The organism is Nocardia sp. XZ_19_231 (assembly GCF_015355705.1).
In the GTDB taxonomy this organism is placed as follows: Bacteria; Actinomycetota; Actinomycetes; order Mycobacteriales; family Mycobacteriaceae; genus Nocardia; species Nocardia salmonicida.
In genome coordinates, this window is the sequence record NZ_JACUZI010000012.1 from 71,741 (window position 1) to 86,807 (window position 15,067).

At 67.9% G+C, this 15,067-nt stretch carries 14 protein-coding genes; 9 read left to right on the top strand and 5 right to left on the bottom strand.

Going from position 1 to position 15,067, the window contains the following annotated elements:
• The first annotated feature begins 183 nt into the window (after window positions 1–183).
• Window positions 184–5,646: a carboxyl transferase domain-containing protein gene (locus tag IBJ82_RS32245; RefSeq protein WP_194829752.1), complete on the top strand. Its 5,463-nt coding sequence runs from the start codon at window positions 184–186 to the stop codon at window positions 5,644–5,646.
• Window positions 5,647–5,684: 38 nt separating this feature from the next.
• Here the strand turns inward: IBJ82_RS32245 and IBJ82_RS32250 are convergent, their stop codons facing one another.
• Window positions 5,685–6,257, bottom strand: a complete 573-nt coding sequence (locus IBJ82_RS32250) for a TetR family transcriptional regulator (RefSeq protein WP_194829753.1) — start codon at window positions 6,255–6,257, stop codon at window positions 5,685–5,687.
• A 38-nt stretch (window positions 6,258–6,295) separates the two neighbouring features.
• On the opposite strand from IBJ82_RS32250, the gene IBJ82_RS32255 reads away from it, so the two are divergent.
• The 7 genes from IBJ82_RS32255 (at window position 6,296) to IBJ82_RS32285 (ending at window position 10,194) form a co-directional block, all read left to right on the top strand.
• Complete coding sequence (locus IBJ82_RS32255) at window positions 6,296–6,673, top strand: nuclear transport factor 2 family protein (RefSeq protein WP_194829754.1); 378 nt, start codon at window positions 6,296–6,298, stop codon at window positions 6,671–6,673.
• A 70-nt stretch (window positions 6,674–6,743) separates the two neighbouring features.
• Entirely contained in the window at window positions 6,744–6,932 is a 189-nt protein-coding gene (locus IBJ82_RS32260; protein ID WP_194829755.1) for a hypothetical protein, read from the top strand.
• A 42-nt stretch (window positions 6,933–6,974) separates the two neighbouring features.
• A complete protein-coding gene (locus tag IBJ82_RS32265; protein WP_194829756.1) occupies window positions 6,975–7,934 on the top strand; it encodes a hypothetical protein in 960 nt (319 codons plus the stop codon).
• A gap of 105 nt (window positions 7,935–8,039) precedes the next feature.
• Window positions 8,040–8,330 carry a hypothetical protein gene (locus tag IBJ82_RS32270; protein ID WP_056823027.1) on the top strand — a complete coding sequence of 97 codons (291 nt, stop codon included), beginning with the start codon at window positions 8,040–8,042 and terminating at the stop codon, window positions 8,328–8,330.
• Window positions 8,311–9,006 (top strand): HemK2/MTQ2 family protein methyltransferase, encoded by a 696-nt coding sequence (locus IBJ82_RS32275; RefSeq protein WP_370585577.1) that lies wholly within the window; start codon window positions 8,311–8,313, stop codon window positions 9,004–9,006. Before IBJ82_RS32270 ends, IBJ82_RS32275 begins: the two co-directional genes overlap by 20 nt.
• Before the next feature lie 13 nt (window positions 9,007–9,019).
• Window positions 9,020–9,199 carry a CDGSH iron-sulfur domain-containing protein gene (locus IBJ82_RS32280; RefSeq protein WP_194829757.1) on the top strand — a complete coding sequence of 60 codons (180 nt, stop codon included), beginning with the start codon at window positions 9,020–9,022 and terminating at the stop codon, window positions 9,197–9,199.
• A complete protein-coding gene (locus tag IBJ82_RS32285; RefSeq protein WP_370585578.1) occupies window positions 9,199–10,194 on the top strand; it encodes an iron-containing redox enzyme family protein in 996 nt (331 codons plus the stop codon). The genes IBJ82_RS32280 and IBJ82_RS32285 overlap by 1 nt, the downstream gene beginning before the upstream one ends.
• Here IBJ82_RS32285 and IBJ82_RS32290 read toward each other — a convergent pair.
• The 4 genes from IBJ82_RS32290 to IBJ82_RS32305 all read right to left on the bottom strand — a co-directional run bounded on the left by IBJ82_RS32290 (window position 10,169) and on the right by IBJ82_RS32305 (window position 12,603).
• Window positions 10,169–10,597, bottom strand: coding sequence for an anti-sigma factor (locus IBJ82_RS32290; protein WP_194829759.1), 429 nt, complete (start codon window positions 10,595–10,597; stop codon window positions 10,169–10,171). The two genes, IBJ82_RS32285 and IBJ82_RS32290, sit on opposite strands and share 26 nt — an antisense overlap.
• Window positions 10,598–10,672: 75 nt before the next feature.
• On the bottom strand, window positions 10,673–11,092 hold the full coding sequence (locus IBJ82_RS32295) for an STAS domain-containing protein (protein WP_194829760.1): 420 nt from the start codon (window positions 11,090–11,092) through the stop codon (window positions 10,673–10,675).
• A gap of 139 nt (window positions 11,093–11,231) precedes the next feature.
• Window positions 11,232–12,068, bottom strand: coding sequence for an RNA polymerase sigma factor SigF (locus IBJ82_RS32300; RefSeq protein WP_194829761.1), 837 nt, complete (start codon window positions 12,066–12,068; stop codon window positions 11,232–11,234).
• A gap of 97 nt (window positions 12,069–12,165) precedes the next feature.
• Window positions 12,166–12,603 (bottom strand): anti-sigma factor, encoded by a 438-nt coding sequence (locus tag IBJ82_RS32305; protein ID WP_194829762.1) that lies wholly within the window; start codon window positions 12,601–12,603, stop codon window positions 12,166–12,168.
• A 196-nt stretch (window positions 12,604–12,799) separates the two neighbouring features.
• Between IBJ82_RS32305 and IBJ82_RS32310 the strand changes: the two genes are divergently transcribed.
• The gene (locus tag IBJ82_RS32310; protein ID WP_194829763.1) at window positions 12,800–14,947 is read left to right on the top strand and encodes a catalase; all 2,148 of its coding nucleotides are present in this window, start codon (window positions 12,800–12,802) and stop codon (window positions 14,945–14,947) included.
• Window positions 14,948–15,067 lie beyond the last annotated feature (120 nt).

Below are 15,067 nucleotides of genomic sequence, written 5' to 3' on the forward strand. Positions count from 1 at the left end.
CCTTCGCCCGCTCGCGTTCGTCGAGTTGTATGGTGCTCGGCGGCCACCCGTGTTCTGGCTACGTGCCGGTAACCCCCGCACGGTGTTTCCTTATGAGACACGGGGGTGCAGACTGCGCACGGACCGGGAGTTGCAAACCTCACCCGCAGGACGATGTCCTGGGTAAATGGAAGGAGTCGGCGAGTGTTCAGCCGTATCGCCATCGTGAATCGGGGCGAGGCCGCAATGCGCCTCATCCATGCCGTCCGTGATCTGGCGGCGGCAACCGGGCTACCAATCGAAACCGTAGCCCTGCACACCGACGTCGACCGGAATGCGACCTTCGTCCGGGAAGCCGATATCGCCTATGACCTCGGTCCGGCGTCGGCACGCCCGTATTTGGACCTCAAGGCACTCGAGAACGCGCTGGTCGCCACCAAGGCCGACGCGGCCTGGGTGGGCTGGGGCTTCGTCGCCGAGGATCCCGCGTTCGCGGAGCTGTGCGACCACATCGGTGTCACCTTTGTCGGGCCCAGTGCCGACGCGATGCGCAAGCTCGGTGACAAGATCGGCGCCAAGCTGATCGCCGAGGAAGTCGGTGTGCCCGTCGCGCCGTGGAGCCGGGGCGCGGTCGACACCGTCGAGGACGCCATCGAAGCGGCCACCGAGATCGGGTACCCGCTGATGCTGAAGGCCACCGCCGGTGGCGGCGGTCGCGGCATCCGCGTGATCACCAACGAGGCCGAGCTCGTCGACGCCTACGAGCGCACCAAGCAGGAAGCCGCCCGCGCCTTCGGCAGCGGCGTCGTCTTCCTGGAGCGCCTGGTCACGGGCGCCCGCCACGTCGAGGTCCAGGTGATCGCCGACGGTCAGGGCACCGCGTGGGCGCTGGGCGTGCGCGACTGCTCGGTGCAGCGGCGCAACCAGAAGGTGATCGAGGAATCCTCCTCTCCCGTGCTGAGTGCCGAGCAGACCGCCGAACTCAAGGCTTCGGCCGAGCGCCTGGCGATCGCGGTCGAGTACTGCGGCGCGGCGACCGTCGAGTTCCTGTACCACCCCGGCGACCAGCTGTTCGCGTTCCTCGAGGTCAATACCCGCCTGCAGGTCGAGCACCCGATCACCGAGCTCACCACCGGTTTCGACCTGGTGCACGCGCAGTTGCGGGTGGCCTCGGGCATCAAGCTCGAAGGTGAGCCGCCTGCCGAGCGCGGCCACGCCATCGAAGCCCGGCTCAATGCCGAAGACCCCGACCGCGACTTCGCGCCCGCCCCGGGTCGCATCGTGCGACTCGATCTGCCCGCCGGCCCCGGCATTCGCGTCGACACCGGCGTCAGCCAGGGTGACACGATCCCCGCCGACTTCGACTCGATGATCGCCAAGATCATCGCCTACGGCCGTGACCGCGACGAAGCCCTCGGCCGACTGCGCCGGGCCATGGCCCAGACCCGCGTCGTCATCGCGGGCGGCGCGACGAACAAGAGTTTTGTGCTCGACCTGCTCGATCAGCCCGAGGTTATCGACGCCAGTGCCGACACCGGCTGGATCGACCGGGTGCGCGGCGAAGGTCGCCTGGTGACCCACCGCCACTCCACCGTCGCGCTGGCTGTGGCCGCGATCGACGCCTACGAGGAAGACGAGCGGGTCGAGCGGCATCGACTGCTGTCGACCGCGTCCGGCGGGCGTCCGCAGGTGCAGCACGAGAGCGGTCGACCCCTGGATCTGAAACTGCGTGGCGCGGGATATCGCGTGCGCGTGGCCCGGATCGGCGCGCACCGCTTCCGCGTCGGCATCGAGGCCGGCGGCGACTTGCGCACCGCCGATGTCGATCTCGAGCGTTTCGATCACCACACCGGCCAGATCGTCGTCAACGGCACCCGTTACCGCCTGATCACCGGCACCCACGGGCCCACCCACGTGGTGGATGTCGACGGCGTGACCCACCGGATCAGCCGCGACGAAGGCGGTGTCGTCCGCTCGCCCGCTCCCGCGCTGGTCGTCGGCACCCCGCTCGAGGTCGGTGCCGAGGTCGAGGCCGGAGCGCCCGTGCTCGTGCTGGAGAGCATGAAGATGGAAACGGTACTGCGCGCACCGTTCCGGGCCAGGTTGAAGGAATGCGCGGTCTCCGTCGGCACCCAGGTCGAGGCGGGCGCGCCGCTGATGCGGCTCGAACCCCTCGTCGACGACGACGAAGCCACCGAAGCCGTGACCACCGGCACCGTCGAACTCGACTTGCCCAGCGCGGCAACACCCCTGCGTGCAGACGAGCGCGTAGCCCGCGGCCTGCAGGACCTGAGCAGCCTGCTGCTCGGCTTCGACGTGGACCCGCACGACGACCGTCGCGTTCTCGACGACTACCTCACGGCCCGTCGCGAAGCCGTCGCCGACAGCCTGCGCCCGCTCGCCGAAGAGCTCGAACTGGTGCAGATGTTCGCCGACCTCGCCGAACTGAGCCACAATCGGTCGGCCGACGACGATCACGGCCACGGACACGTCCACAGCGCCCGCGAGTACTTCCACACCTACCTGCAGAGCCTCGACGTCGAACGGGCCGGGCTCCCCGAGTCGTACCAGGCCAAACTCGGTACGGCGCTGCGCCATTACGGGATCACCGAGCTGGACCGAACGCCCGACCTCGAATCGGCGGTCTTCCGGATCTTCCTCGCTCAGCAGCGCCCCACCGACACCGTCACCGTCGTCGCAGCGCTGCTGCGCGAATGGCTGACCGAGCCGATGCCCGACCAGGTGCTGCGCGAACCCGTCGGCCTGGCGCTCGAGCGTCTCGTCGCGGCGACGCAGGTGCGTTTCCCGGTGATCGCCGATCTCGCCCGCGGTCTGGTCTACGCCTGGTACGGCCAGCCGCTGCTGCGCCGCAACCGTGCTCGCGTGTACACCAATGTCCGTAAGCACCTGAGCTACCTGGACGCGAACCCGCAGGCCGACGATCGCGGCGCGAGGATCGCCGAGATGGTGCGCAGCACCGAACCGCTGGTGCGGTTGCTCGGCCAGCGGCTCGAGCGCGGCAAGCCCGACCACACCTCGATGCTCGAGGTGCTGACGCGGCGCTACTACGGCAACAAGGGTCTCACCGGCGTCCGGACCGAACAGGTCGGCGACACCACCTTCGTCGTCGCCGAACGCTACGGTTCGACATTGGTCTCGACCGCCGTGAGTTTCGACGAGCTCGACGCGGCACTGGACGGGCTCGCCGAATTGGCAACCGGCGCTGTCTCCATCGACGCCGACATCTACCTCAGCTGGGAATCACAGCCCGAGGACTTCGATGCGATGGCCGCTGCCCTGCAGGAGGTGCTCGGCGCGCACCCGGTGCCCAATCAGGTGCACCGGATCACCGCCACCGTCGCGGGCAGCGGCGGCTCGGTGATGCACCACCACTTCACCTTCCGTCCGTCGGTGACCGGGATGGCCGAGGAGCGGCTGATCCGCGGTCTGCACCCCTACATCGCGCAGCGGATGCAGCTCGAGCGACTGCGCAAGTTCGACCTCACCCGGTTGCCGTCCTCGGACGAAGAGGTCTACCTGTTCCGCGGCGTGGCCAAGGAGAACCCCTCCGACGATCGCCTGATCGCCTTCGCCCAGGTCCGTGACCTCGCGGCGCTGCGTGATCACGACGGCCGACTGGTGGCCCTGCCCACCGCCGAGAGCGCCATCGCCACCTGTGTCGACTCGATCCGTCGGGCCCAGTCGCGGTTCCCGTCGGCCAAGCGGCTCAACACCAACCGCATCGTGATGTACATCTGGCCGCATATGGATGTCACCCGCGCGGAGCTCGAGACCATCGGCGGCCACGTGCTGCCGACGGCCGCGGGCGCCGGGCTCGAGGAGATCCTGCTCATCGCCCGCCAGCGCGATCCCGAGACCGGCGAGCTGACCAAGGTCGGTGTGCGCATCTCGTTCCGCCCCAACGGCGAATCCGAGGTGACGGTCGGCGAACGGACCGACGAACCGGTCGAGCCGCTCGACGAATACCGGCAGAAGGTATTGCGCGCCGCGGCACGCAACACCGTGTACCCGTACGAATTGACCTCGCTGCTCGGCGATTTCGCCGAATACGATCTCGATGCCGACCATGCGCTGGTGCCGGTCGATCGGCCGAAGGGCCACAACACCGCGGCGATCGTCGCCGGTGTGGTGACCACGCCGACCGTGCAGCATCCGCAGGGCGTCACCCGGGTGCTGCTGCTCGGTGACCCGACCAAATCCCTCGGGGCACTGTCGGAACCGGAATGCCGACGCGTGATCGCGGCGCTGGATCTGGCCGAGAGCCTGCAGGTTCCGCTCGAGTGGTACGCGCTGTCCTCGGGCGCGCGCATCTCGATGGCCTCGGGTACCGAGAACATGGACTGGGTCGCGGCCGCGCTCAAGCGGATCGTCGAATTCACCCAGGACGGTCGCGAGATCAATATCGTGGTCGCCGGCATCAACGTCGGCGCGCAGCCGTACTGGAACGCCGAGGCCACCATGCTCATGCACACCAAGGGTGTGCTGGTCATGACCCCCGACTCGGCCATGGTGCTGACCGGCAAGCAGTCGCTCGACTTCTCCGGCGGAGTCTCGGCCGAGGACAACTTCGGCATCGGCGGTTACGACCGCGTGATGGGCCCGAACGGGCAGGCGCAGTACTGGGCGCCGAACCTGTCCGCCGCTCGCGATGTACTGATGGCGCACTACGACCACACCTACATCGCCCCCGGAGAGCAGGCGCCGCGCCGTGCGGCGACTGGCGATCCCGTCGACCGCGACGTCTCGAGCTTCCCGCATGTGTTGGCGGACAGCACCTTCGCCACCGTCGGCGAGATCTTCTCCGCCACCGCCAACCCGGATCGCAAGAAGCCCTTCGACATTCGCACGGTGATGCGGGCCCTGGCCGACCAGGATCACCCGGTCCTGGAACGTTGGGCCGGGATGGCCGACGCCGAGACCGCGGTGGTGCACGACGCGCACCTCGGCGGAATCCCGGTGTGCCTGTTGGGCATCGAGTCACGCAATGTGGCCCGGCGCGGCTTCCCGTCCACCGACGGGCCCGACACCTACACCGCGGGCACGCTGTTCCCGCGTTCGTCGAAGAAGGCCGCACGGGCGATCAATGCCGCCAGCGGCAACCGCCCGCTGGTGGTGCTGGCCAACCTGTCCGGCTTCGACGGCTCGCCCGAATCGATGCGCAAGCTGCAACTCGAGTACGGCGCCGAAATCGGCCGCGCCATCGTGAATTTCGAAGGCCCCATCGTGTTCTGCGTGATCTCGCGCTACCACGGCGGCGCGTTCGTGGTGTTCTCGAAGGCACTGAACCCGAACATGACGGTGCTCGCGCTGGAAGGTTCGTTCGCCTCGGTGCTCGGCGGCGCACCGGCCGCCGCGGTGGTGTTCGCCGGTGAGGTGAAGGCAAGGACCGCGGCTGATCCGCGCGTGCGGGAGCTGGAATCCCGGGTCGCGAACGCCGTCGGCACCGATCGAGCGGAGCTGAGCGCCGAACTCGACGAGACGCGGTCCTCGGTGCGTGCGGAGAAGCTGGGCGATGTGGCCGCGGAGTTCGACCGCGTCCACAACATTCAGCGCGCGGTCGAGGTGGGCTCGGTGGACGCCATCGTCAGCGTCGCGGATCTGCGTCCGCGGATCATCACCGCGATCGAGGCTCGACTGCCCGCGTAGTACTCGGCCGACCGGGCTCGGAATTCGACCGAGCCCGGTCAGTCTGCGCCGTACAGGCGCAATACCGACGATCGGAACTGCGCGGCCACGGTCGCCACGTCGAGCCCGGCGCCGCGCAGCTGCCGGTCGGCGGCATGGCCGAGCGCGATCGTCGCGGCGACGAGCCACTCGGTGTGCAGATTCGTCGTGAATTCGCCCGCGTCGCGGCCACGGCGGATCAGTGCGTCGAGGTGCTGTTCGATCGGTACGTGGCGCGCGGCGTCGGCGGCGTGGTCGTCGTCGGAATAGTCGAATCTCGTCTGCTCGGCCAGCATCGTGGTGACCGCGGTCAGGAATCGGTCGAGAGCCGCGGTGGCGGTGCCGGTTTCGAGGTCGGCCGCGTCCAGTACGTCCAGTGCCCGTCGGCTCTGTTCGTCACGCACCGAGGCGAGCAGCATCTCGCGGGTGCCGAAGTGCGCGTACGCGGTCTGACGGGTGACACCTGCCGTGGCGGCGATCTGGGCCATGCTCGCCTCCGGGTGCTCGCCCAGGACCTGGATCGCCGCGGCTACCAGCGCCGATCGATTGCGCCCGACCTCGATTCGCTGACGTCGTCGCCTTATCTCTGACACGATTGACAACGATAACAGGCCACTTAAGGTTGTCAGGTATGTCAGAGATAACCGAACGCGCGGCCCGTCGACTCGTCCTCGACTACACCCGCGACATGGCCCTGTCCGACGAGGATCCCGCCGAGATCGTGGACCGCACCCTGACCGAGGACGTGATCTGGCGGACCGACGGCACCGAGCTCGATCGCGCTCAGCTGATCGCGCACGCGGCCCCCTCCCGCAAGAACGTCACCGCCGTCGACGTACGGATCGACGACCTGCTCGTCGACGGCCGCCGATTCGCCGCGCACTGCCACCTCACCGCCGAACATCGCAAGCTCGGATCCGTGGCGATCGAATGGATCATGATCGGCAGCGTCGCCGATGACGGTCGGGTGCGACGGATTCACCAACTCGCCAGGACCCCGAAGTCCTAGGAGGTGGTCCTGACCACATCGAACGCCCCGCTACCCTGGTCTCTTCGCATCACGACTAGGAGCGTTTCTGATGGCTTTGGCTCGACACTGTGACCGGGATGGTTGCGACAGCTGGCAGCGCATCGACCACGACGTCAACAGCCGGTGGATCACCGTCGACCTCGGTGCGGGCGAGGTGCGGCACTTCGACACCCGCGACTGCCTGCTGCACTGGGCAGCGGCCACCAGCGTCCCCACCGAGGTCTATCCGGCTGCGTGATTTCGAAACGCCCACCTGCACAGGAAGGAAGACTGGCGAGACATGCCGAGCATCACAACATGCCGAGACGCGCTGGAATTGGCGGTGCGTGCTCCCTCGGTGCACAACACCCAACCCTGGCGGTGGCGGATCCAGCGGGGCCGGGTCGATCTGTTCGCCGACTTCGGGCAACAGGTCACCGCGACCGATCCGCTGGCGCGCGCTCTCGTGGTGAGTTGCGGCGCCGCGTTGCATCATCTCGAAGTGGCGTTCGCCATGCTGGGCTGGCAGGCCGACACCGACCGGATGCCCGATCCTGATCGACCCGACCATCTCGCGACGATGAAGTTCACACCGCGCCCGCCGTCGGATCTCGACATCCGGCTCGCCGCCGCCATCCACCTGCGGCAATCGGATCGGCGCCGCTATCCCGGCCTGCCGGTGGCTGCCCACGACCTGCGTGCGGTCTCGCGGTGTGCCTCCCGGTTCGGGGCAGCGGCCAGGCATGTCCCCGACCGCATGCTCTCGCAGTTGGCCGCCCCCATGCGCCGAGCCGCCGCCCGACACGCGACGGACACGAACTATCTCGCCGAACTCGAGCAGTGGAGCGGCTGCCATGGCGAGCCCACCGGCGTGCCTGCCCGCAACGCGCCCGCCGCCAGGGCATCGGACGAACTGCCGGTGCGGGTCTTCGCCGAAGCCGAGCTGTCGGAGTACACCGACGAACCCGACTCGGCCCATTGGCTGGTCGTGTGCACCCCGCACGACAACCGTCTCTCCCAGCTGGGCGCGGGTCAGGCGACGAGCGCGATCTTGCTCCAGGCCACCTATCTCGGCCTGGCGACCAGCCTGCAATCCGAACCGCTGGGAATGCTCGATCTGCGTGAACAGATCCGCACCACAGTCCTGCAGGAATGTGCCTATCCCCACGTCATGATCCGGGTCGGCGTCATGCCGCACGCCGCGGCCCCGCTGGAATCCACCCCGCGCCGCCCGGTCGCCGAGGTCATCGAGACGAACTGAACCACCGGATCGACCGGGTCACAGTCCGGGATGCCGGCTGATTGCTTTGCCGGTTTGCGGGCATGTCCAGGACAGGGCGGTGTCGTCCTCGAAAGGAGCACGCGCATGAACCAGACGGAGAAGCAGTTCCCCGATGACGCTCGGACCACTCGCTCACACGCGGGGGAGTCGATCAGGGACGCGAGGAACTGGCCCGGATTGATTCTTGCCGCGATCGGATTGGTACTGCTCGGTCTCACGCTCACCGCCGCCGGCTACGGCTTCGCGGGCTGGGCCGTGATCGCGGGCGTGGCCTGTGCGGTGTGCCTGTTGCTGGGAATCGGGCTCGTGGTCGCCGAACATCGGCGGGTGAAGGCGCAAGAGGGTCTCGCCCTGGGTGAACCGCGGGGTCACTGAGGTGGTGGTCATCCGCGCGCCGCGCGTCTACCGCCCGCAGGCCGACACCTGGATGCTGGCCCGTGCGCTGAATGAAGTGCCGTCGCTGCGCGGCGGTCGGGTGCTCGACGTGTGTGCTGGTACCGGCGCGTTGACGGTGGCGGCCGCGGCGGCGGGTGCGGGCAGTCTGACCGCGGTCGACCTGTCCCGGTCGGCGCTGATGTCGACGTGGATGAACTGTCGGTTGCGTGGGGTGGCTGTGGAGTTGCTGCACGGCGATTTCGCGTCCGCGCTTCGGCTGCCGCGCTTCGACGTGGTGGTCGCGAACCCGCCCTATGTTCCCGCCGAGCGGGCGGGCGGTCGCGGTGCGGCCCTGGCGTGGGACGCGGGCCCGGACGGCAGGAGCGTGCTCGACCGGCTGTGCGCGATGCTGCCGGACCTGCTCACCGAACGCGGCGTCGGGTTGATCGTGCATTCGGCGATCAGCGATCCGGGGCGCAGCTTGGACCAGCTCCGCGAGCTGGGTGCCAGCGCAAAGATCGTGGCGACGGGAACGGTGCCGTTCGGGCCGGTCATGCGGTCGCGTGCTAAATGGTTGGCCGCGAAGGGCCTCATCGCCCATGGCCAGCGCGATGAGGAACTGGTGGTGATCCGTGTCGACCGAAGCTCGTCCCCTGTTGTCTCCGACTCCGCCTGAACCGCGGCGCGTCGTGCTCACCGACGAAGGACCCGCACTCATCGACGGACCGGTCGATCTGGTCACCGCCGACGGCGCCGTGCTGCACTGCGACCGTTTCGTGGTGGCGCTGTGTCTGTGTCGTCGGTCGAGCACCTACCCGCTGTGCGATACCAGCCATCGGCGCCGACGTCATCCGAGGAGCGCCGAATGATGCCCGGCCGATCCCTCCCGCGTCCGCGCGGCGAGCTGTCCGCCGCGGTGGTCGGATTGCTCACGCGCACACCAGGTTCGGCGGTTCCTGATGCTGCCGGACTCGACCCCTACGGCGAAGATCTTCTGCTGACTCTGCACACCTGCTACGAACTGCACTATCAGGGATTCGCCGGTGTCGACGAGAGCTGGGAATGGGATCCCGACCTCCTGCGCTTGCGCCGCGACCTGGAGAACACCCTGCTGACGGCACTGCATGCCGATGTCCCCGGTGGCGACGATGTCGACGCGGAACTCGACCGTCTGCTCGAACCGACCAGCGACACCGACGGCATCGCCGGATTCCTCGCCGAGCGGGGGAGCGCCGACCAGTTGCGCGAGTACTTCGTCCACCGCTCGATCTACCACCACATCGAGGCCGACCCATACGCCTGGGTGATCCCGCGTCTGCGCGGACAGGTGAAAGCGTCACTGGTGGCGGTGGAATTCGATGAGTTCGGCGGCGGTCGTGGCGAACGCGTCCACGCGCAACTGTTCGCTGACCTGCTCTCGGGCGCCGGCCTCGAGCCGGGCTACCTGCACTACCTCGACACGGTGCCTGCGCCGATGCTCGCACTGGTGGACATGATGTCGCTGTTCGGTCTGCATCGGGGGCTGCGCGGCGCACTGATCGGGCATTTCGCCACCGCCGAGATCACGTCGTCACCCGCCTCGCGGCGCCTCGCCGAGCTGGCCCGCACGCTGCTCCCGCATCCCGCGTGCGCGCACTTCTACGCCGAGCACGTAGAGGCCGATGCCGTGCACGAGCAGGTGATGCGGCGCGATGTGATCGCCGGGCTGCTGGCCGCGGAACCGGATTCGGCCGCCTCGATCGTCTTCGGCATCCAGGCGACGAACCTGCTCGAAGACCGCTTCGCCGATCACGTCCTGAAGTGCTGGAACGAGGACCGCGGTTCCCTGCGCGAGCCGCTCAGTGCACCCGCCGCACCTGCGTGAAGGCGATGGCGACGGGGTAACCGCCCTGTGCCCGGTCGTAGGCGTTGTGATCGGCGGTGAGGTGGTCGGTGATCGAGTGCATCACATGCCAGCCGAACCCCGCCGTGTCGATCGGGTCGGTGTCCCCGCACACCGCGTCTACCTCGATCCGAATCCGGAACCCGTCGGCGACCACGTCGCAGTTGAGTTGGGAATCGGGCACCGCACCGAGGATCAGGCACGTGGCGGCCTCGTCGAGCGCTACTCGCGTATCTGCCACCTCGTCGACGGTGAAACCCGCTATCAGGGCGACGGTTTCAGCGACGGCCCGGAGCATGACAACCTGACCGAGGTCGGCGTCGATCTGAATTTGGATCGATGTCGCATGTATCGAATCGGCGATGATCCTGTCGCTCGAATCCACGATGTCCTCCTCCCGAACTGCGCTGGAGTGGCTTCTCCGTGCGCATACCCAGGAATCGGTGGGGTGAAACAGCCCTCAGTAGCCGGATTCCGGTCCCGACGCCTCGTCGATGGACAGGTAGTACCGAAACAGCGGCCGCACGCCGACCAGGCCGAGTGCCCGCTCCACCTCACGGCTTCCGGTGAGCAGGCGGAGATCGACCCCCCGTGTCCACGCATCGGCTTTGGCGACGCCGAGCAGCGCGGCCACCCGCAGGCTCAGGAACTCGGTATCGCGCAGATCGAGGACGACCACGCGCGCGCCGGAACGCACCGAGCGGTCGAGCAACGCACAGAATCGGGGCATCCGCGCCGCGTCGAGTTCGATACCGCCCTGCAGCACCCAGCAGCCGGGTCGTCCCGGATCGCGCAGGGCCAACTCCGCCGCGGCAGCCGCGGAGCACCCGCGATACCAGCGCAGCCGGCTCGGATGCCGACGATCCATGACGACAGACATAGAACCTCCTGTGCGACAGGAATATCCGGCTCGCGCCCGCCGAGGCGGAACCGGCCGACTTGCGGGGAGCGGCACACGAGAACCAGGGTCGGCTGGAGGTCTCAACCTGCAACAATTCTGGCACGTGCCGACGTCGCTGTCACCGCGTCGGCGTCGGCTCGGCGAGTGCCTGCTCCCGCAGCAACGCCAAGGTTCGTGACAGGATCCGGGAGACCTGCATCTGGGAGACGCCGAGCTCCTCGGCGATCTGGCCCTGTGTCTTGGCCTCGTAGAAGCGCATGATCAGCACCCGCCGCTCCTCGGCAGGGAGCGCGGCGATCAACGGGCGGACGGCCATCGCGTCCTCGGTGAGCTGATAGCACGGCTCCTCCGAGCCGAGAGTGTCGGTGATCGGCTGCGAGGAATTGTCGCGACCGTCGTGGGTGACACCGTCGATGGAGTTGGTCTGATAGCCGTTGCCCGCAACCAGCGTGCGGGTGACCTCGACCAGGTCGACGTCGAGTTCGTCGGCGAGTTCGCGCGCGTTGGGCAGCCTGCCGAGTCGCTGCGACAACTCCTCGGTGGCGGGTCCGATCCTGAGCTGAATTTCCTTGAGCCGACGCGGCACGCGCACCGCCCACGTGCGATCACGGAAGTGCCTGCGCACCTCGCCCATGATCGTCGGGATCGCGAACGACAGGAAGGAGGAGCCGCGGGTGACGTCGTAGCGATCGACGGCCAGCACCAGCCCTACCCGGGCGGTCTGCTCGAGGTCGTCGAACTGCTCGCCGCGGCCGTTGAACTTGCGCGCGATGTGGTCGGCGAGCGGCAGACACAGTTCGATGACCTGCCCGCGCAGCGCGTCGTGGTGTTCATCGCCGTCGGGCAGCGCCCGCAGCTTCTCGAACCACGGTTCGATGTTGTCGTAGCTGTCACCGTGCGAATGTGATCGCCGGGCGGTCGGACGATCGGCTGCTGCAGTTGATTCCCATGTCATCGCTACTTGCCTCACTTCCAGGCGGTTGCAGATGTGTTCATGGGGTACCCACCGGGACCCGGGGCTATGCCCTACCTATGAGGCTAGCGCCCGATGGTCACGACTCGGTAGATCCGTGCAATCGTCGGATCCAGCCGAATTCGACGGTGGTCGGGTAGCCGCCGCGGGCCGGATCGAAGCCGGCGTAATCGGTGCGCAGCGCGTCGGTGAGCGTCGCGACTACGTGCCAGCCGAAAGATTGTTCGTCGAGGGCGTCGGGCTCTCGTGCCAGTGCGCTCACCCGGGCACCGAGGGCGCCGTCGCCGCCGGTGAACGAGCAGTCGAGCTGGGAATCCGGCATCGCGACCAGCATCAACGCGGTGGCGACCTCGTCGAGTGCCAGGAGCAGATCGGTGACCTCGTCGAGTGCGAAACCACCCACGAGCAGGACGGTCTCGGCGAGTGCGTGCACCATGCTCAGCTGGTCCAGCTCGGCGGGCACCTGGAATCCGACAGTTCTCGAGCGGGGAGCGGTGTCGCGATCTCGAGCTCGCACGCCACCTCCCTCATCACCGACCGTTTGGTCGGAGGTTACCCCGTAACCATCAGGTCACGCCTCACGCCCATTTCGGATCGTCACCCGCCGAGGCCGAATCGCTGTTTGCCGCGCGCAGAACGCGGTAGTCCATCGGGGACGGCGCCAGCCCGATTCTCCGAATTCCGCGAGTGTGACGAAGGGACGACGAAAAAACATGACCGACCACGATGTTCCGTCCGAATTCACCCACCCGCCCACCCCACCGGACGAGGACCCGGGGACACCGTGCGAGCAGGCGGGCCCGGCCCCCGACCAGGAGGGCCCCGCACTGCGCAGCCCCACCGGCGCCCCGATTCCCGGCGAGGCGACCGTGCGCGCCCAGCAGGGCCCTCGGCTCACCACCCCGCAGGGCGCGGGCGTGGCCGACACCGATCACGCGCTCAAGGCGGGTCCGCGGGGCCCGACGCTGCTGCAGGACTTCCATCTGCGGGAGAAGATCACCCATTTCGATCACGAGCGCATCCCCGAGCGGGTCGTGCACGCCCGCGGCACCGCCGCCCACGGGGTTTTCGTGGCCAACGGCGCCGCCGCGTCGCTGACGCGGGCGAAGTTCCTGGCCGCCGACGCGCGCACACCGGTCTTCGTCCGGTTCTCCACGGTGCTCGGCTCACGCGGGTCGGCCGACACGGTGCGTGACACCCGTGGCTTCGCGGTGAAGTTCTACACCGACGAAGGGGTCTACGACCTGGTCGGCAACAACATCCCAGTGTTCTTCATCCAGGAAGCGATCAAATTCCCCGATGTGATCCACGCCGGGAAACCGGAGCCGGACCGCGAGATCCCGCAGGCGCAATCCGCCCACGACACCTTCTGGGACTTCGTCACCCTGCACACCGAGGCGACCGCGCACACCTTCTGGAATATGTCCGATCGGGCGCTGCCGCGCTCGTTGCGGATGATGGAGGGATTCGGCATCCACACCTTCCGGCTGGTCGCCGAGGACGGCACGACGAGCCTGGTGAAATTCCACTGGAAGCCGCGCCTGGGCGTGCACTCGATGCTGTGGGAGGAATGCCAGCTGACGGCCGGGTTCGACCCCGATTTCCATCGCCGGGATCTGGCCGACACGATCGCGGCGGGCATGGCACCGGAGTGGGATTTCGGCGTGCAGGTGTTCCCCGATACGCCCGATCACCTCTTCGAGGGCATCGATCTGCTCGACCCGACCAAGCTCGTCCCCGAAGAACTCGCGCCGGTGCAGACGATCGGCACCCTGCGGCTCACGGCGAATCCGGAGAACTTCTTCGCCGAAACCGAGCAGGTCGCCTTCTGCCCGACGCACTTGGTTCCGGGCATCGAAGTCACCGACGACCCGCTGCTGCAGGGCAGGTTGTTCTCCTACCTCGACACCCAGATCAGTCGCCTCGGCGGACCGAACTTCACACAGCTGCCGATCAACACACCGCACACCGATGTCAACGACCTCTCCCGTGACGGCATGCACCAGGGCGCCGTGCACGCCGGAGTCGCTGCCTACAAACCCAATTCGCTGGGCGGTGGTTGCCCCTACGCGGCGAGTTTCGCCGACGACGCCTATGTCGAATCGCCGACGCCCATTCCGCCGCCGACCGCGAAATTGCGGACCTCCGCCAATAGCGCGGGCACGGTATCGTTCGCCGACCATTACTCGCAGCCGCGGATGTTCTATCGCAGCCTGACCGAGGGCGAACAGCGGAATCTGGCCGACGCGTTCTCGTTCGAACTCGGCAAGTGCCTGTCCGAGGCGATCCAGAAGCGTGCTCTGCAGATGCTGGTCAATGTCGACGACGGGCTGGCCGACTATGTCGCCGGGCAACTCGGGCTCGACAAGCCGGCCCCGAACAGCGAACTCACCGAGCTCGCACCGAGTCCCGCGTTGTCGCAGCGGCACGGCAGTTTCCCGGTGGACGGGCGGACGGTGGCCGTACTGGTCGACGACGCCACGTCGGCCGACGCGGTGCAGGAGGTCTCGACCGCCTTGGAAGAGGCCAAGGTCAGGCCGATGGTCGTGGCGGCACGCGGCGGGGTGATCGACGGCGTACCGGTGGCACGGACCTTCGCCACGATGCGGTCGGTCGAATTCGACGGTGCGTTGCTGCTGGCCGCACCGGAGGACCCGAGGGTGAACCTGCTGGTCGAGGAGATGTGGCGGCACGGCAAGGCGATCGCGGCGGTCGGTACCGCGGTATCGGCGCTGCAGCGCAACGACATCGACTCCGATGCCCCGGGAATCACTGTCGCCGATCCCGGGGCGGCTGCGAGCGGACTGCTCACCGACCTGGGTGAGCATCGCGCGTGGGCGCGCATCGAAGGCGAGTCCTGAACCGTGCCGACGTTTCGGGTGCTGGCACGCGGGCATTCCCACCCTGTGGCAATCGGCCGAATGTAGAACGGGCGCCGAAGAACCGGCCGAACCACGCGTTTCGTTCGACGGTGTCGACAC

Coding starts and splice junctions, on each gene's coding strand:
- IBJ82_RS32255 (WP_194829754.1), top strand. CDS start 6,296: ATGTCAGAGATAACCGAACGCGCGGCCCGTCGACTCGTCCTCGACTAC.
- IBJ82_RS32295 (WP_194829760.1), bottom strand. CDS start 11,092: ATGTCTGTCGTCATGGATCGTCGGCATCCGAGCCGGCTGCGCTGGTAT.
- IBJ82_RS32300 (WP_194829761.1), bottom strand. CDS start 12,068: ATGACATGGGAATCAACTGCAGCAGCCGATCGTCCGACCGCCCGGCGA.
- IBJ82_RS32310 (WP_194829763.1), top strand. CDS start 12,800: ATGACCGACCACGATGTTCCGTCCGAATTCACCCACCCGCCCACCCCA.
- IBJ82_RS32285 (WP_370585578.1), top strand. CDS start 9,199: ATGCCCGGCCGATCCCTCCCGCGTCCGCGCGGCGAGCTGTCCGCCGCG.
- IBJ82_RS32270 (WP_056823027.1), top strand. CDS start 8,040: ATGAACCAGACGGAGAAGCAGTTCCCCGATGACGCTCGGACCACTCGC.
- IBJ82_RS32265 (WP_194829756.1), top strand. CDS start 6,975: ATGCCGAGCATCACAACATGCCGAGACGCGCTGGAATTGGCGGTGCGT.
- IBJ82_RS32260 (WP_194829755.1), top strand. CDS start 6,744: ATGGCTTTGGCTCGACACTGTGACCGGGATGGTTGCGACAGCTGGCAG.